Here is a 16,785-nt window from a genome sequence, read left to right on the forward strand (position 1 = left end):
TAACCCCGCGATCACCGCAGGCGACCCAAGGCACGCTGTGACAGTCCACTTTGCGACCTCACCGCAATATGCGATGAGGTCGCAAACCGGCAGCTATCGGGTCAGTAGACCGGAAGCGACGGATCGACCTGCTTGGCCCAGGCCACCACGCCGCCCTGCAGATGCGTCGCGTCGGCGAAACCGGCGCGCTTCAACGCGGCCAGTGCCTCGGCCGAACGGATGCCGGTCTTGCAGTGCAGCACGATCGGCTTGTTCTGCGGCAGTTCGGACAGGGCCTCGCCGGACAGGATGCGGTCCTTGGGGATCAGGGTCGCGCCCGCGATGTGGACGATGTCCCATTCCACCGGCTCGCGCACGTCGATCAGCTCGACCTTGTCGGCGTCGAGGAGATCCTTGAGCTCGGCGGCGGTGATGGTCGACCCGGCCGCGGCGGCGGTGCCTTCCTCCGACACCACACCGCAGAACGCGTCGTAGTCGATCAGTTCGGTGATCGGCTCGCGCTGCGGATCGCGGCGCAGCTTGATGGTGCGGTAGTTCATGTCCAGTGCGTCGTAGACCATCAGGCGGCCGAGCAGCGTCTCACCGATGCCGGTGATCAGCTTGATCGCCTCGGTCACCATCACCGATCCGATCGACGCGCACAGCACGCCGAGCACGCCACCCTCGGCGCAGGAGGGGACCATTCCCGGCGGCGGGGCCTCCGGGTACAGGTCGCGGTAGTTGATGCCGCGACCGTCGGGGGCGTCTTCCCAGAACACCGAGACCTGGCCTTCGAAGCGGTAGATCGAGCCCCACACGTAGGGCTTGCCCGCGAGGACGGCGGCGTCGTTGACGAGGTAGCGGGTGGCGAAGTTGTCGGTGCCGTCGACGATCAGGTCGTATTCGGCGAACAGCTCGACCGCGTTCTCCGGTTCCAGGCGGATCTTGTGCAGCCGCACGTCGATCCCGGAGTTGATCTCCAGGATGGAATCGCGGGCGCTGTCGGCCTTGGGACGGCCGATATCGGATTCGCCGTGGATGATCTGGCGCTGCAGGTTGGAGGCGTCGACCTCGTCGAACTCGACGATGCCGAGAGTGCCGACACCGGCCGCGGCCAGATAGAGCAGGGCAGGCGAGCCGAGGCCGCCCGCGCCGATCACGAGGACCTTGGCGTTCTTCAACCGCTTCTGACCGTCGACACCGAGATCGGGGATGATCAGGTGCCTGCTGTAGCGAGCGATTTCGTCTTTGGTCAGTTCCGCGGCCGGCTCGACGAGCGGCGGCAACGTCCCATGAAGAGACACGTGAGAACTCCTGTATCTATGGCGGCGGGCGCGGCCGTGAACCGGTGGCCGCTCTGCTGACTACAACAAGACCCGCCGCGCTGTTCTTCCCCGTTCATGTTCCCGCATGGGCGAGGCCACTATCCGCGCGGGTACGGCCAGGGGTTGAAGCGGCAGGTCTTGCCGTCGGCGGGGACCACGCCGTGGGGGTCGAGCAGGGCGATGTCGTTGTTCTTGGTGCCGAAGGTCTGCTGCATCATGATCGGCGCGAGACCGCCGTCGGTCTCGCACGGCTGATGGCCGTGATAGCCGATGGCGTGGCCGACCTCGTGGTTGATCTGGTACTGCCGGTAGGAACCGATGTCGCCGTCGAAGGCCAGCGCGCCGCGGACCCAGCGGACCTCCGAGAGCACTACCCGGTCGAGGTCGGCGTTGTAGCACGACGAGTCGATCGGGATCTCGAAGCCGCAAGCGGCGCGAGTGCTTTCGCGAGAGGTGAGCGAGAGCCGGAAGTCGGCCGGGCCCGCGTCGATGCGCTGGAAGCCGAACTTGGGGTCGTTGGTCCAGCTCTTCGGGTTGGCCAGGGTGGTCTCCACCATCTTCGCCACGGCGGCGTCGCCACCGAACGGTGCGGTGTCGATGCCGTCCTCGACTTCGACGGTGTAGCGGAACACCCGCTCGGTGCCGGCGCCGACCTGGGCGCTGGTACCCGGCACCACATGCCAGGTGCCTGCCGCGCGCTCGACGTAGTCGCCGCCCTCCGGCAGCGCGCCCAGCGGCAGATCGGCGGGGAACTTGCCGTCGCCGGGGGGTGCGCCGATGATGCCGGACTGCGCCACCTTGGGACTCAGCGCGCCGAAGCCGGGATCGCTCGGCGGCGGGATCGGTCCGGTGCGCACCGCGTCGACGACGACCAGCACGGTGATGGCGAGCAGCACCGGCAACGCGTAGGCACGCCACCCGTAGGCGGACACGAATCGACCGAGCGCGCTCTGCTTCTTCGCCTCCCGCTGCGGGCTGCGCGGGCGGCCGTTGTCGTGGTCGGTGGGATCCCAGCGGGCACGCAGCGGCTGGCGGGATCGGTCAGCGGGCTGATAGAGCCCGAGCGGGTCGTAGACCTGCAACTCCCGCCCCTCCGGCGCCGACGTGACAGCACCGGACTCGGAGGGTTGCGTGGAGCGAGCGACATCGCGCCCGCCGTCGGCATGGTCATCCGTCCGGTCGGTCACCCCATCAGATTCTCACAGTGCGCAAATCCGCCGTACGGGCGGCCGGAGGAGATCGCGCGGTTACGGCCCGGCGAACTCCGTGGACTGGTACTACATTTCCAGGGCGAGACGCAGGGCGAACACCGTGCGAGTATCGTTCGTGGGATACCCGACCGCACACCCGGCGGCCCGGGGAATCGACTATAGAGAGCCGAGATGACTGACCTCGTGGACCGCATGCCCTCGCGCCGATCGGTGCCGGAGACGGTCCCGGCCAAACGCGGCACCCGCCTGCCTCGTGACGAGCGCCGCCAGCAGCTGCTGCTCGCCGCCAGTGAGGTCTTCGTCCAGCGCGGCTACCACGCGGCGGGCATGGACGAGATCTCCCAGGTAGCCGGGGTCAGCAAGCCGGTGCTGTACCAGCACTTCGCCAGCAAGCTGGAGCTGTACCTGGCGGTGCTGCAGAACTACGTCGACATCCTGGTGTCGAGCGTGCGCCAGGCGCTGCGCTCCACCACCGACAACAAGCAGCGCGTGCGGGCCGCGGTCGCCGCGTACTTCGATTTCGTCGACAACGAGATGCAGGGCTTCCGCCTCGTCTTCGAATCCGACCTCACCAGCGAACCGCAGGTGCAGCGCCGGGTCGAGCAGGCCACCGAGGCGTGTGTCGACGCGGTGTTCGATCTGGTCGCCCACGATTCGGGTCTCGACCCGTACCGCGCCCGTATCCTTGCCGTCGGCCTCGTCGGCGCCAGCCAGTTCTCGGCCCGCTACTGGCTCGAAGCCGACCGCCCGGTCCCCAAGGACGAAGCCGTCGACACCACGGTGTCGCTGGCCTGGGGTGGCCTAAAGCACGTGCCGCTGACCGCCGCCCAGCGGGCGTACTCCCCGGACCTCTGAGTCCGCACCGACGAAAAATGCCCCGCCATCGGAAATGGCGGGGCATTTTCGTGTTCGCAGCTCAGATCGTGGCGAAGCCGACTCGGCCGACGGCCGGGGAACCGATTTCCACGTAGGCGACCTTCGCGGCCTGGATCAGGAACTTGCGGCCCTTCTCGTCGGTGAGTGACACGACACCGGCGGAGCCGCTCAGCGCATCGGACACCAGCGCCTCGATCTCATCAGGGCTCTGCGCACTGTTGATCACGAGCTCGCGCGGGCTATCCGAAATACCGATCTTGACCTCCACGGCCAACCTCCGAACGTAAGAGTCCTGTGTTGTCAGGTCCCAGGCTAGTACTGTTCCGCCTCTCCGCGTATTCGGCCGACGGCCCAGGTGTAGCTCGGGTTCCTGATCGGGCTCGCGGTCGCGTGCCACGAACGTTGTGGGCGTACCCGACGAGTTACCCATGTTCGTGCGAAATCAGTGGTCAGGGTTCGATCAGTTCGATTTCGAGTTCGATCTTCACCGTGTCCGACAGCATGCCCGGCATCGCGACGCCGACGCCGAAGTCGGTGCGCTTGATGGCGCCGGTGGCGGAGAAACCGGCGTGGCGGGTGCCGTCGGGGAAGTCGGCGATGCCGCCCCATTCGACGTCGAGGGTCAGCGGCTGGGTGATCGCGCCGAGGGTGGCCTCACCGGTGACGGTGAAGGTTTCGGCGACCCGGACCGGCTGGGTGGCACGGAAGCTCAGGGTCGGGCGGTTGGCGACGTCGAGGAAGTCGGCCTGGCGGATGTGGGCGTCGCGGTCGGCGTTGCCGGTGTCGAAGGAGTCGAGTTCGATCGTGGCGCCGAGGGTGGCCGCGCCGGCTTCGTCGACGACGAACTCGGTCGCGAAGCGGGTGAAGCCGCCGCGCACCTTGGCGATCCCGAGGTGGCGAATGGTGAACGCGACCGAGGAGTGGGCGGTGTCGAGGGCCCAGGATCCGGTCTTCAGCTGCTGGGTCTGTGTCGAGGAAGTCATGCCTCCACCCTGTCCGGACTGCGGTCCGTTAACCAGACCGCGGTTATCCTGGTCCTGGCAGGGCGTGGCTGAAAACTCCACGACCAGGGAGGATCGAGGCATGGTTGGCGCAGACAGCACGGATCATCCCGGCGCCCGGTCGGCGTTCGCGGAACTTCTCATCGCCCGTCGCGCCGAGTTGCGCCCGGAAGACGTCGGCCTGCCCGGCGGCGGCAGGCGGCGCACCCCCGGCCTGCGCCGGGAGGAGGTCGCGGTACTCGCCGGGGTGAGCGCGGACTATCTGGCGCGACTCGAGCAGGGCCGCGATACCAACCCGTCGATGGCCGTGGTCGACGCACTCGCCACCGCGCTGCGGTTCAACGACACCGAGCGGGCTCATTTCGGCTGGCTCGCGCTGACTACCAGCAGCGAATCCCGATGCCCGAGCACGGCCTTCGACCCCGATCTCGATCAGGTGCCCGCCGCGCTGCGCAGCGTGCTCGACGCGCTCTCCCCCACCCCGGCGTTCGCGCTCGGACCCCGGGCGAACGTGCTCGCCTGGAACAGCGCGTGGGCCGACCTGGCCACGCCGCTCGGCCTGCTCGACAACCCGGACATGGTCAACCTCGCCGTCTGGGCCTTCCGCCATCCCCTGGCTCGCACCACGGTCACCGATTGGCCCCAGTTCGCCGATCATCTCGCCGACCAGCTCGCCAGAACACGCCTGCGCCGCCCCGACGACGAACGCATCGCCGGCGTGATCACCGCCCTGTGCGAAGAACCCGAATTCGCTCGCCGCTGGCAACCCCACCGCCTGGCCGAGGACATCCCCACCCTCCTCGGCTTCGAACATCCCAGCCGAGGCACCCTCACCTATACGGTGCAAACGCTGTCCGCGGACAAAGACCAGCAGGTCGTGGTCTGGCTGCCGCGCGAAACAGCCGCCCGCGCACCAGAATTGCGCTTGGTGCAGCAACGCGTGGTGGGCGGATAACCTACAAACCCAGTTCCGCCATGCGGGCCGCGTGCCGCTGCTGCATGCGGTCGAACAGGGTCGCGATGCCGTTGAGATCGCCGGTGGCGGCGAGGACCAGTTCGGCCAGCTCGTCGCGCTGGGCCATCACGAACTGCGCCTGCGTGATCGCCTCACCGAGCAGCCTGCGCCCCCACAGCGTGAGGCGGTCGCGCTCGGAGCGGCTGGCCGCCACCGCGCTGCGGACCTCGTCGACCACGAACTGCGAGTGACCGGTCTCGGCGAGGACATCGCGCACCACATCGGAGACCTCGGTGGGCAGTGCGCCCGCGATCTCGGTGTAGAAGTCGGCGGCCAAGCCGTCTGCCACGTAGAACTTCACCATCGACTCGAGCCAGGTCGACGGGTCGGTGGAGGCGTGGTAGGAGTCCAGCGCGCCCTGGTACTGCGCCATCGCGGCCTCGGCGTCGGCGCCGCGCTCGGTGAGCGCCGCTTCGAGGGTCTCGAAGTGCGCGAGCTCGGCGGCGGCCATCTTGGCGACGCCGATCCGGCCGCGCAGCGACGGCGCCTGCTTCGCCTCTTCGGCGAGCCGGTAGAACGCGGACAGCTCGCCGTAGGCGAGGACCGCGAACAGCTCCGTCACCCCCGCGTGGTCCGCGGCGAGCGGCTCGGTCGAGAAGAATTCCGGCGCGGCAGAGGTCTGGGCTCCCATGACTGTCAACAATAGTCCCGATCGGTGCTCAGTCGCGTTCGGCCAGGAATTTGTCCAGGTGTGTCCAGGTCGTCTCGCGGGCCTGCGGTCCCGTGAGAATGCCGAGGTGACTGCCCTCAACCACCTCGTAGGTGACCGATGGCGAACCCGACAGCGTGCGCAAACCGGCCTCGACAGCGGCCTTAGGGGTGATCACGTCGGACTTGCCGCCGATCAGCAGCACGGGCACGCGCACGTCGGCGAGTTCGATGGTCCGGTCGCGCAGTTCGAGCTTGCCGTTGCCGATGTCGTTGGCCAGCATCATCCGGCCCCACAGCTGGTTGTAGAAGCGGCCGGGGTAGCCGGGCATGGCGGCCTGGAAGCGGTCGATGGATTCCATCTTGGCCAGGGTCTCGGTGTTCGCGATATTGCCGGCGATGAATCTCGGACGCGCCAGTTCACGGTCGTAGGCGGCGAGCCGGTAGCCCAGCTTGGTCAGCGGTGCCGGAATGCCGCCCGCGGCCCGGACGAGCGCGGTGGTCCCCCAGCCGCCGGTGAGGCCGGCGACGGCACGCAGCTGCGGAATTCCGAGCATCTTGTCGTAGTCGAGCGGCGGGCCGACCCCGGTGACCGAGCGGATCGGCAGTTCCGGGTTCGCGGCCGCGGTGAGCAGCGAGAACATGCCGCCGACGGACCAGCCGATCAGGTCGACCGGGGCACCGCCGCGATCGGCGCTCACGCGCAGGATCGCCTCGGGCAGGATGTCGAGGATCCAGTCCTCGAAGCCCATCCGGCGATCGGCGAAGGAGATGTCACCGTAGTCGATCAGGTAGGGCGCACGGCCGGTCTCCACCAGGTACCGGGCCACGCTCTGGTCGCGGCGCAGGTCGAAGCAGGTGGCGGGCGCGGCCAGTGGCGGCACCAGCAGCACCGCGGAATCGCTTGCCGCAGACTGGAATTCGGTATCGTAGCGACGCAGCAGACGGTGCGGCTCGTCCCACAGCACGGTCGAGGGGGCCGGGTCGACGGGCTCGATGCCCGCGCCGAAGCTCAGCGCCCACGCGTTGCGCGCGGCAGTGGTGACGGTGTCGGTGATACTCACGACTAGAAATGTCTCACACACAGTACCGCCGGTACCAGTGAGCTCGATTACACCCGTGGACACGCGCGAAATCCAGCACCGATGAATTGCGCTGCGACACACCACCGGTGCTGAGGTAATCCCGTGGCGAGCCCGTATTCGCGCGGCATTCAGCCACGTTGAAATTCGGATTCCGCAGAATATCACGCTACAATCTCTGTGGACAACGCTAGTTTCGACGCCCGGACATACTCCGCGGCGTCGCACTCCACCGGCGCACAGCGCGGGCGGACAGCGGCGTTGCCCAGACAGCAATGTCGAAGAAAATGTGCGCGCAACGAATCCGCATCACCGCAGCGCCGCGCCGATGACACCGTCTCGACGACCACGCATAACGCCTGGTCGGCGATGGTTATCCGGCGCCGGCCCGGTGAATATCACAGGCGGGTATGTGGTCGTCGCGGGCCGACCGGCCCGCCCCACCTCGTGCGTGCGAGATGCAATGACGAGGAAGGCACGAACACTGAGCAAGATCACTGTCGAACAGGAACCCGGTTTGGCCGACACACTCCTGACGGCCGAACTGGACAACACCCACATCCCGCCGAGTTTCGCCGAATTGGGCGTGCGCGAAGAAATCGTGCGCGCACTCGGTGAGATCGGGATCGAACGCACCTTCGCGATTCAGGAACTGACCCTGCCGCTGGCACTGGCCGGCGAGGATCTCATCGGCCAGGCCCGCACCGGCATGGGCAAGACCTTCGGTTTCGGCGTGCCGCTGCTGCACCGCATCGCCACCGCCGACACCGGCACCACCCCGCTCGACGGCACCCCGCGCGCGCTGGTGATCGTGCCCACGCGCGAGCTGTGCATCCAGGTCACCAAGGACCTGGAGAACGCCAGCAAGTACCTGACCAATCACCAGGGTTCGCTGAAGGTCGCCGCCATCTACGGTGGCCGCCCGTACGACACCCAGATCGCCGCCCTGCGCGACGGTGTCGACGTGGTCGTCGGCACCCCCGGTCGCCTGCTGGATCTGGCGAACCAGAACCACCTGATCCTGGGCAAGATCGGCGTGCTCGTCCTCGACGAGGCCGACGAGATGCTCGACCTGGGCTTCCTGCCCGATATCGAGCGCATCCTGTCGATGGTGCCGGACAAGCGTCAGACGATGCTGTTCTCGGCCACCATGCCCGGCCCGATCATCACCCTCGCCCGCACCTTCCTGACCAGGCCGACGCACATCCGCGCCGAGCTCGCCAACGACTCCGCCGTGCACGATCGCACCGCGCAGTTCGTCTACCGGGCCCACGCGATGGACAAGGCCGAACTGGTCGCGCGCGTGCTGCAGGCGGAGTCCCGCGGCGCGACGATGATCTTCACCCGCACCAAGCGCACCGCGCAGAAGGTGGCCGACGATCTCGCCGAGCGTGGTTTCAATGTCGGCGCCGTGCACGGCGACCTCGGTCAGATCGCCCGCGAGAAGGCGCTGACCAAGTTCCGCAAGGGCGCCATCGACGTGCTCGTCGCCACCGATGTCGCCGCGCGCGGTATCGATATCGACGACGTCACCCACGTCATCAACTACCAGTGCCCCGAGGACGAGAAGACCTACGTGCACCGGATCGGCCGCACCGGCCGCGCCGGCCGCACCGGTGTCGCGATCACTCTCATCGACTGGGACGAACTGCACCGCTGGGAGTCGATCAACAAGGCGCTCGGCCTGAACATGGCCGACCCCGCCGAGACGTACTCGCGCTCCCCCCACCTCTACAGCGACCTCGGCATCCCCGAGGGCATCACCGGTGTGATCCGCAAGCCCGCGGCCCCCACCCGTGACGACGACGCCGTAGTCGAGGAGCGCACCGAGCGTCCCAAGTCCTCCCGCAGCCGCCGCCGCACCCGTGGTGGCAAGGCCGACGCCGAGGGCACCGAGTCGACCACGACCACCGAGTCGGCCGACAACGCCGACGAAGCGGCCGACGGCGACAAGCCCGCCCGCCGCAGGCGCCGCCGCCGCAAGCCCGCCGAGGCAGGCGACGCGGGGACCGAGTCGACCGATGCGGCTACCGCGGAGTCGGGCGCAGCTTCCGCCGACGTCTCCGATTCGGCTCCGGCCGACAACGAGGGCGACGACACGGCCAAGCCCGCACGTCGCAGGCGCCGCCGCAAGCCCGCCGGTACCGGTGCAGGTGGCGACACCGAAGCCGCGACCACCGAGTCCGCCGTGCACGCGACGGCAGGCTCCGTCCAGTAGGACCGATCGGCTAGTGTCGCTCTCGTGCTCGCACCGGAGCGGCGGACGCGCGCCGATATCTTTGTAGCAGTCGCGATCGCCGTCACCCTCGTGGTGGCGGCGTTCGTCGTATGGGCGCGTGCCGATGCCACCGGGACCGATTCGGTCACCGCCGCGTCGCCCGCTCCCACCGTGACCGCGGCCACCCAGCTGCCCACCACCTTGCGCGAGCAGTGGCATGCCGCCGACGAGTCGAGCAGGCGCGCGCTCACGTCGGGCAACGTGGTGGTGACCGGCGATCACGGCACCGTGAGTGGGCGCGATCCGCTCACCGGTAATCAGCTGTGGTGGTATCGCCGGGATATGCCGCTGTGCGGGGTCGAGTCGCAGTTCGGGACCGTGATCGCCACCTATCGCGATCAGCGTGGGTGCAGCCAGTCCGTGATGCTCGAGTCCGATACCGGTGCGCGCCGGGTCGCGCGCAGCAGCTACATGGACGACGAGATCCGTGTCAGCGGTGACGGCACCTACCTGCTGGCGCTCGGCGCGAACCGGCTGGAGATGTGGCGTTCGGATCTGGTGCGCACCCTCGAGTACGGCTACGTGGATGCCCCGGTGAATCCGAACACCCAGCCGCGCAGCGGATGCGCACTGCGGTCGGCCGCGTCGAGTTCCTCGCGGCTGGCCGTGCTCGAGCGCTGCCCGGGTGACGCGACCGACCGGCTGACCGTGCTCAATCCGGCGCCGAAGGAATCGACCGCGCCCGAGGAATACGGCTCGCGGGTGCTCACCGCACCGGGTGCCGACGCGCCGCAGATGCGGGTGATCGCGGTGTCGGACAACAAGATCGCGGTCTACTACCCGCCGACGCCCGCGACCGCCACCGGCCTCGGGCTGCCGGCCAGGATCGCCGTGCACGACGGCACCGGCAACGAGATCGCGACCCACCAGCTCGCCGCCCCGTGGGACGAGCGCACCACGGTGACCCGCCTCGGCTCGGCCATCTATGTCTTCACCGGCAACAGCCTGATCGCCTTGAGCTCCAGCTCATTGCAGCCGGTCTGGACGGTGCGCGACGCTCTCGGCACCCCCGCTTTGATGGCGGGCAGGCTGCTGGTCCCGGTCCCCGACGGGCAGCTCGCGGTGGACAGCGGCAACGGCGCGACCGTCGCCCAGATCCCGCTCTCGCGCACCGATTACCGCGGCGACACCATCTCCACCGCCGTCCTGGGCAACACGGTCTTCGAACGACGCGGCGGACAGCTCTACGCGCTCGGCTGAACCCGCACTGCCATGATGGACCCATGTCCACACCCGATGCCCGCCTGGTCCTGCTGCGCCACGGCGAAACCGAGTGGTCGAGTCAGCGCAAGCACACCAGCTTCACCGACTTGCCGCTGACCGAGCTGGGCGAGGCCCAGGCTGTCGCGGCCGGGCTGGTGCTGAAATCCCTCGACCTGCGCGATCCGCTCTGCTTCACCAGTCCGCGACTGCGGGCCAGGCACACGGCCGAACTGGCCGGTCTGTCGCCGATCGAGGTCGACGACGATCTGGTCGAGTGGAATTACGGCGAGTACGAGGGCATCACGACCGCGCAGATCCGCGAGACCGTCCCCGGCTGGACCGTATGGACCGCGCCGGTTCCCGGCGGCGAGACGGCCGAACAGGTGGGTGCGAGGGCCGATCGGGTGCTCGCCCGGGCGGAGCCGGAGCTGGCGCGGCGCGACGTGGTCCTGGTCGGTCACGGGCACTTCTCGCGGGTGCTGATCGCGCGCTGGGCGGAGTTCGCGGTGCGCGAGGGCCGCCGGTTCGCGATGTCGACCGGTGCGGTGAGTGTGCTCGGCTTCGACCACGACGCCCGCTCCGTCTGGGGCCACAACCTGACGACCCGCACCGAGCCGATCGAAGGAGTCCGCCGATGAGCGCGTTCGTCCGCCGCGCCACCCCCGCCGACGTGCCGGCGATGGTCGGGCTCGTCCACGATCTGGCCGAGTACGAGAAGGCTCCCGCCGAGTGCACGCTCACCCCGGGGCAGTTGCGGTCCGCGCTGTTCGGGCCGGCCCCCGCGCTCTTCGCGCATGTCGCCGAGAACGACGGTGACGTGGTCGGCTGCGCCATCTGGTTCCTGAACTACTCCACCTGGGACGGCGTGCACGGCATCTACCTGGAGGACCTGTACGTGCGACCCGAGACCCGAGGTACGGGGCTCGGCCGCGCCTTGATCGCGGCGCTGGCCGCCGAAGCGGTCGAACACGGCTACAGCCGGGTGTCGTGGTCGGTGCTCACCTGGAACACGCCGTCGATCGAGTTCTACCGATCCCTCGGCGCCGCACCGCAAGACGAGTGGATCGGCTATCGCCTCGCCGGTGCCGAACTGGCGGCGCTGGCCGCCACCGCGAGCTGAACCGTGCGCATTACGTTGCCCCACGATTGGCCACGGACGCCCGACGAGGCGATCGCCCTCCAGGACGAACTCCGCCCTTCGGTATCCACCGAAAACCCCGCGCCGCCGCGATTTTCGACAGCGGCCGGAATTGATTCGGCGTATGCCGAGGACGGCACCGTCGCGACGGCCGCGGTAATTATCGACATCGCCACCATGGAAACGGTGGAATCGGCAGTCGCACACGGCATTTCGGAATTCCCTTATGTGCCTGGGTTACTCGCGTTCCGGGAACTGCCCGCGACGGTTGCCGCATTGGAAAAGCTCACTGTCACACCGGATCTCCTCGTGTGTGACGCACAGGGTGTGGCACATCCCCGGCGTTTCGGATTGGCGTGTCATGTCGGGTTGCTCACCGCGATTCCGACCATCGGTGTCGCCAAATCGGTGTGGGGCGAATACCGCGCGCCGGGGCCGCGCCGCGGTGACGCCAGCGACGTGACGATCGACGGCGAGGTCGTCGGGCGCGCGCTGCGCACGCGCGACGAGGTGAAGCCACTGTTCGTCTCGGTCGGCCACCGCATCGACCTCGACACCGCCTGCGACCGGGTACTGGCCCTCACACAGGGTTTCCGGCAGCCCGAGACCACCCGCCGAGCCGACCACCTGTGCCGCGAGGCCCTACGGGCGGCCACGGCCTGACCTACGGACGCTCGTCGTCCTCGGGGATCTCGCCGTAGTCCTGAGCCATGAATCGACTCGTGGCGGGGGCGAACAGCGCGGCCAATCCGGCCACCGCCACGAGCCCGAGCAAACTCCCCCACAGCGGCTGATGCGAGTCGGTCAGCAACGACCAGGCCACCGGCAGCAGCAACACGTTCGCGATGACCGCGATGGCCCGCCCCCAGCGTTTGCCGCGCAGCAGCCCGATGCCCGCGGCGAGCACCCCGCCGAACAGCACCCCGAACCAGATCGCGGTGCCGACCCCGCTGGCCGCGGACTGATCGTGTCCGGTCAGCGCCCGCACGATCAGCACGATCGCGGTCACCACCCCGGCCAGCCCCTCCAGCGAAACCAGCCCACCGGCCACCCGCACCGTCGTCGGGATACCGGTCGACACCTGGTCGCCGCCCTCGCGCTGGTCACCGTCTGTCACGTCCTGCTCTGCCACGTGCCCCAGCCTACGACGACGCGTCGTGGCGCCCGGCGCGCGCCGGGTGTTCGCCCGCGCGCATTACCCTCGGCACTGTGCGGACGCTGCTCATTGTCAATCCCAATGCCACCTCGACGACCCCGGCCACCCGGGATCTGCTCGCCCACGCCTTGGAGAGCCGAACGCAGCTGACCGTTGCGCACACCCAGCATCGCGGCCACGCGGCCGAACTGGCCCAGTGGGCATCGACGCAGGAAATGGACCTGATCGTCGTGCACGGTGGCGATGGGACGGTCAACGAGACCATCAACGGCTTCCTGCCGGTGCCCCAGGTCGGCGACGACCAGGTGTGGCGCCCACGTCTGGGGATCATCCCGGGCGGCTCGGCGAACGTCTTCGCCCGCGCGCTCGGCATCTCCCCCGATCCGGTGACAGCAACCAACCAGCTCATCGATCTGCTGGCGCGCGACGCCGACCGGCGGATCGGGCTCGGCCTCGCCGACGACCGATGGTTCACCTTCAGCGCGGGCGTCGGCCTCGACGCCGATGTGTGCGAGTCGATCGACACCGCGCGGGCCAAGGGCCGCAAGGCGACGCCCGCGCGCTATCTGCGCACCACGGTCCGGCAGTTCTTCCGGGCTCGGCGTCAGGATCCGAGCGTCACCCTCGAGGTCACAGGACGGGATCCGGTCGAGGAGGTCTATTACGCCTTCGTCACGAATTCGAGTCCGTGGACCTATCTCGAGGACCGCCCGATTCGCACGAATCCCACCACCACCTTCGAATCGGGCCTCGGCGTGTTCGCGGTGCGGTCGATGAGTGTGACCCGCACGCTGCTGCTTGCGCGGCAGTTGCTGGCCGAGAATGGAAACCCCAAGTCGCCCATACTTTTCCGCGCCGACGACGTACCGTCCGTGCGAATCGAGACCGGCCAGGAGATCGGCCTGCAAATCGATGGCGACTTCATCGGAAAACGCAAGATGGTGCATTTCACATCCGTCCCCAGCGTGCTCGACGTGGTGGCACCCAAGCCGTCCTGACCACCGGACGGCAAGAAAAATCTCCTGGTTGCGCTGCGAAAACCCGGAGACGCGAGTACAAAGGACCGGGCAGGTTCCCCTTGTGGGGGCCTAGAGCGTGATCTCCCCCACGGTGCGCCGGAGACCTATTGACATCTACGGTGATCGTGAAAGCATTCACAAGCAACCGTGCGGAAACATTCGAGTCGCACAAGTGAACGATCCACTAACTACAGGCGCCCTTTGTGGCGCCCTCGCAAAGGAGCAGAGGAATGGACTGGCGCCACAAGGCCATCTGTCGCGATGAGGACCCCGAACTGTTCTTCCCGGTGGGTAACAGTGGTCCTGCGCTCGCGCAGATTGCCGATGCCAAGCTGGTCTGCGCCCGCTGCCCCGTCACGGCCGATTGCCTGTCATGGGCCCTCAAGTCCGGACAGGATGCCGGCGTGTGGGGTGGAATGAGCGAAGACGAGCGTCGCGCGCTCAAGCGGCGCAACGCGCGCACCCGTACGCGTACCTCCGTCTGAATCGACGGACCTGGCGTTGCCGGGCCATCAGCCCCGGTCCGGTAACGCATGTGTGAGAACCCGGCACCTTCACGGTGCCGGGTTTATTGTTGCCCACCTGAGGTTTCCGTAGTCTCAGCGCCCGGAACGGCGGCCGAGCGGAACCCGCAACACCGCGTCGGTGCCCACATCGGCACCCGGATGCAAGCCGATCGAGCCGCCCAGTTCCGAGGTCACCAGGGTGCGCACGATCTGCAAACCCAACCGGTCGGAACCCTCCAGGCTGAACCCTGACGGCAGGCCACGGCCGTCGTCGGAGATGATCACGTCGAGCCAGCGGGCCGACCGTTCCGAGCGAATCGTCACGGTACCGTTCTCCCCCGCGTCGAAGGCGTGCTCGATCGCGTTCTGCACCAGTTCCGTCAAGACCATCACCAGCGGCGTCGCCCGTTCGGCGGAGAACACCCCGAGCGAACCCGCGCGGCGCACCTTGATCCGCGCGGTGTGCACCGTCGCCACATCAGCCATGATCGGCAGCAACCGGTCGATGACCTCGTCGAGGTCGACTTCCTCGTCCACCGACATCGACAGCATCTCGTGCACCGAGGCGATGGAGGTGACCCGGCGCACCGATTCCGTCAGTGCCACTTGGGCTTCCGGGTTCTCGGTGCGGCGCGCCTGCAACCGCAGCAGCGCCGCCACGGTCTGCAGATTGTTCTTCACCCGGTGGTGGATCTCACGGATCGTGGCGTCCTTGCTCAGCAGCGCGCGATCGCGCCGCTTCACCTCGGTGACATCGCGGACCAGCACCGCGGGCCCGGCCAGTTCCCCGCCCGGACGCAGCACCAGGGTGCGCAACAGCACCGTCGCCCCGCGTGCCTCGACCTCCATCCGGCGCCCGGTCCGCCCGGCGAGCGCGGCCTGGATATCGGCCACCACCTCCTGGGCGTCGAACGGATCGGTGATCAGGGAGCGGGTGGTCACCGCGAGATCCTGACCGACGAGATCGGCCTGCATCCCCATCCGGTGATAGGCCGAGAGCGCGTTCGGGCTCGCGTAGACGACGATGCCCTCGGTGTCGAGGCGGATGAAACCGTCGCCCGCACGAGGGCTGGAATGCGTGGCCGCCCGGTCCTCCGGCACCGGAAAGCTGCCGTCGGCGATCATCTGGCACAGATCGTCGGCGCAGGACACATAGGCCGTTTCGAGGGTGCTGCGAACCCTCGAACGTGCCAGGTCGGAATCCCGGCTGAGCACGGCGATCACGTCGTCGCCGCAGCGCACCGGAATCGCTTCGCGCACCGCGTGCACCGGACTCGGGTGATAAACGCCGCTCACCTCGACCTCGGTATCGGTGCGCACGGTGTTCCCGCTCAGCAGGGCATCGAAGACCTGCGGGAAATCGGTGCGCGAGGCGGTGGTGTCGACCTTGTCCTCGAGATGCACGGTGGGTGCGGTCGTCGGCCGGATCTGGGCCACACACACCACATCGGAACCGTCGACGACCGGGCCCGCGCCCACCCACAGCAGCAGATCGGAGAACGAGAGGTCGGCGAGCAACTGCCAATCGCCCACCACCCGTTGCAGATGGTCCACGGCGATGCCGGGAAGGTCGGTGTGTTCGGCCAGGAGCTCGCTCAGTGTTGCCACGCTGGATCTACCGCTTCGTTGCTCGGGTGACTTACGCGATGGTGGCGATGAGGTCGCCTGCCTGGAGAACCTGGCCCGGGCTGACGTCGACCGACGTGATGTCGCCCTCGACCTCGGTGAGCACCGGGATCTCCATCTTCATCGATTCGAGCAGCACCAGTGTCTGGTCGACCCGGACGTGTTCGCCCACGGTGACCTCGACAGCGAGCACGGTCGAGACCATCTCCGCGCGCACTTCTTCAGGCATGGCACCCCTTCGTTAGTATCCGCCGAAGCTACAGCCAACCACACGTGAAACAATGGCTCTCGACCAGACATAGAAGGGAGCTCCCATGGGTAAGCGTGGACGTAAGAAGCGCAGCCGCAAGGGCAACGCCGCGAACCACGGCAAGCGTCCTAACGCTTGAGTCGTGCCGCTGCGCACAGACGACAACAGCACGCTCTCGCGATGAGAGCGTGCTGTTTCCGTATTCGGGGGTGATCAGCCTTCGGTGGTCTCGATCCTGGTCACCGTGATCGACCGGTGGATCTCCAGCTTCAGCCGGTCGCGCAGACCCTCGGGAGCGTGCTCGCCACCGCATTTGCGGCTGAGCAGACCCTTGATCTTCTCCTCGATGCCGTAGGCCTCGATGCACGGGCTGCAGTGATCCATGTGCTCCTGCAAGCGCTGCCGAGTGGCCTGATCGCACTCGTTGTCGAGCATGAGCCACACATCCGCGAGGACCGCGGTGCAGTCCATG

20 protein-coding genes are annotated in these 16,785 nt (G+C 68.0%); 10 read left to right on the forward strand and 10 right to left on the reverse strand.

Annotated elements, in window-relative coordinates; genetic code table 11:
- Positions 1–101 precede the first annotated feature (101 nt).
- Positions 102–1,283, reverse strand: coding sequence for an adenylyltransferase/sulfurtransferase MoeZ (moeZ, locus tag ACFULV_RS01640; protein ID WP_378632713.1), 1,182 nt, complete (start codon positions 1,281–1,283; stop codon positions 102–104).
- A 119-nt stretch (positions 1,284–1,402) separates the two neighbouring features.
- Positions 1,403–2,491, reverse strand: a complete 1,089-nt coding sequence (locus ACFULV_RS01645; protein WP_378652002.1) for a DUF3152 domain-containing protein — start codon at positions 2,489–2,491, stop codon at positions 1,403–1,405.
- 195 nt (positions 2,492–2,686) lie between these two features.
- Here ACFULV_RS01645 and ACFULV_RS01650 point away from each other — a divergent pair, with 195 nt between their 5' ends.
- Positions 2,687–3,370, forward strand: coding sequence for a TetR/AcrR family transcriptional regulator (locus ACFULV_RS01650; protein ID WP_378632708.1), 684 nt, complete (start codon positions 2,687–2,689; stop codon positions 3,368–3,370).
- Between the two features lie 61 nt (positions 3,371–3,431).
- Here ACFULV_RS01650 and ACFULV_RS01655 read toward each other — a convergent pair whose 3' ends face one another.
- Together ACFULV_RS01655 and ACFULV_RS01660 are read right to left on the reverse strand one after the other, a co-directional pair.
- Complete coding sequence (locus ACFULV_RS01655; protein ID WP_067450585.1) at positions 3,432–3,659, reverse strand: DUF3107 domain-containing protein; 228 nt, start codon at positions 3,657–3,659, stop codon at positions 3,432–3,434.
- Between the two features lie 181 nt (positions 3,660–3,840).
- Positions 3,841–4,374, reverse strand: coding sequence for a YceI family protein (locus tag ACFULV_RS01660; protein WP_378652005.1), 534 nt, complete (start codon positions 4,372–4,374; stop codon positions 3,841–3,843).
- Positions 4,375–4,474: 100 nt separating this feature from the next.
- On the opposite strand from ACFULV_RS01660, the gene ACFULV_RS01665 reads away from it, so the two are divergent.
- The gene (locus ACFULV_RS01665) at positions 4,475–5,347 is read left to right on the forward strand and encodes a helix-turn-helix transcriptional regulator (RefSeq protein ID WP_378652008.1); all 873 of its coding nucleotides are present in this window, start codon (positions 4,475–4,477) and stop codon (positions 5,345–5,347) included.
- 1 nt (position 5,348) lies between these two features.
- Here ACFULV_RS01665 and ACFULV_RS01670 read toward each other — a convergent pair whose 3' ends face one another.
- Together ACFULV_RS01670 and ACFULV_RS01675 are read right to left on the reverse strand one after the other, a co-directional pair.
- Complete coding sequence (locus tag ACFULV_RS01670) at positions 5,349–6,038, reverse strand: ferritin-like fold-containing protein (protein ID WP_378632701.1); 690 nt, start codon at positions 6,036–6,038, stop codon at positions 5,349–5,351.
- 28 nt (positions 6,039–6,066) lie between these two features.
- A complete protein-coding gene (locus ACFULV_RS01675) occupies positions 6,067–7,119 on the reverse strand; it encodes an alpha/beta fold hydrolase (protein ID WP_378652011.1) in 1,053 nt (350 codons plus the stop codon).
- Between the two features lie 481 nt (positions 7,120–7,600).
- Here ACFULV_RS01675 and ACFULV_RS01680 point away from each other — a divergent pair, with 481 nt between their 5' ends.
- From ACFULV_RS01680 to ACFULV_RS01700, 5 genes are read left to right on the forward strand one after another with little or no spacing between them, the layout of a single operon-like run.
- Positions 7,601–9,355, forward strand: coding sequence for a DEAD/DEAH box helicase (locus ACFULV_RS01680; RefSeq protein ID WP_378652014.1), 1,755 nt, complete (start codon positions 7,601–7,603; stop codon positions 9,353–9,355).
- A 24-nt stretch (positions 9,356–9,379) separates the two neighbouring features.
- Complete coding sequence (locus tag ACFULV_RS01685; RefSeq protein ID WP_378632694.1) at positions 9,380–10,615, forward strand: hypothetical protein; 1,236 nt, start codon at positions 9,380–9,382, stop codon at positions 10,613–10,615.
- Between the two features lie 23 nt (positions 10,616–10,638).
- Positions 10,639–11,256, forward strand: a complete 618-nt coding sequence (locus ACFULV_RS01690) for an acid phosphatase (protein ID WP_378652017.1) — start codon at positions 10,639–10,641, stop codon at positions 11,254–11,256.
- Positions 11,253–11,738 (forward strand): GNAT family N-acetyltransferase, encoded by a 486-nt coding sequence (locus tag ACFULV_RS01695; protein WP_378652020.1) that lies wholly within the window; start codon positions 11,253–11,255, stop codon positions 11,736–11,738. Before ACFULV_RS01690 ends, ACFULV_RS01695 begins: the two co-directional genes overlap by 4 nt.
- 3 nt (positions 11,739–11,741) lie before the next feature.
- Positions 11,742–12,419 (forward strand): endonuclease V, encoded by a 678-nt coding sequence (locus ACFULV_RS01700; RefSeq protein WP_378652021.1) that lies wholly within the window; start codon positions 11,742–11,744, stop codon positions 12,417–12,419.
- A 1-nt stretch (position 12,420) separates the two neighbouring features.
- Here ACFULV_RS01700 and ACFULV_RS01705 read toward each other — a convergent pair whose 3' ends face one another.
- Positions 12,421–12,825: a hypothetical protein gene (locus ACFULV_RS01705; protein WP_378652422.1), complete on the reverse strand. Its 405-nt coding sequence runs from the start codon at positions 12,823–12,825 to the stop codon at positions 12,421–12,423.
- 140 nt (positions 12,826–12,965) lie between these two features.
- Here ACFULV_RS01705 and ACFULV_RS01710 point away from each other — a divergent pair, with 140 nt between their 5' ends.
- Entirely contained in the window at positions 12,966–13,910 is a 945-nt protein-coding gene (locus tag ACFULV_RS01710) for a diacylglycerol/lipid kinase family protein (protein WP_378632685.1), read from the forward strand.
- Between the two features lie 251 nt (positions 13,911–14,161).
- On the forward strand, positions 14,162–14,416 hold the full coding sequence (locus ACFULV_RS01715; RefSeq protein WP_022567051.1) for a WhiB family transcriptional regulator: 255 nt from the start codon (positions 14,162–14,164) through the stop codon (positions 14,414–14,416).
- 114 nt (positions 14,417–14,530) lie between these two features.
- On the opposite strand, the gene ACFULV_RS01720 is transcribed toward ACFULV_RS01715, so the two are convergent.
- On the reverse strand, positions 14,531–16,045 hold the full coding sequence (locus ACFULV_RS01720) for a sensor histidine kinase (RefSeq protein ID WP_378632683.1): 1,515 nt from the start codon (positions 16,043–16,045) through the stop codon (positions 14,531–14,533).
- 31 nt (positions 16,046–16,076) lie between these two features.
- Positions 16,077–16,292 carry a biotin/lipoyl-binding carrier protein gene (locus ACFULV_RS01725; RefSeq protein ID WP_378632681.1) on the reverse strand — a complete coding sequence of 72 codons (216 nt, stop codon included), beginning with the start codon at positions 16,290–16,292 and terminating at the stop codon, positions 16,077–16,079.
- Between the two features lie 85 nt (positions 16,293–16,377).
- Between ACFULV_RS01725 and ACFULV_RS01730 the strand changes: the two genes are divergently transcribed.
- Positions 16,378–16,452, forward strand: coding sequence for a 50S ribosomal protein bL37 (locus ACFULV_RS01730; protein WP_022597109.1), 75 nt, complete (start codon positions 16,378–16,380; stop codon positions 16,450–16,452).
- 74 nt (positions 16,453–16,526) lie between these two features.
- Here ACFULV_RS01730 and rsrA read toward each other — a convergent pair whose 3' ends face one another.
- Complete coding sequence (gene rsrA, locus ACFULV_RS01735) at positions 16,527–16,784, reverse strand: mycothiol system anti-sigma-R factor (protein ID WP_378633441.1); 258 nt, start codon at positions 16,782–16,784, stop codon at positions 16,527–16,529.
- Position 16,785 lies beyond the last annotated feature (1 nt).

The organism is Nocardia sp. NPDC057272 (assembly GCF_042668615.1).
Taxonomy (GTDB): domain Bacteria; phylum Actinomycetota; class Actinomycetes; order Mycobacteriales; family Mycobacteriaceae; genus Nocardia.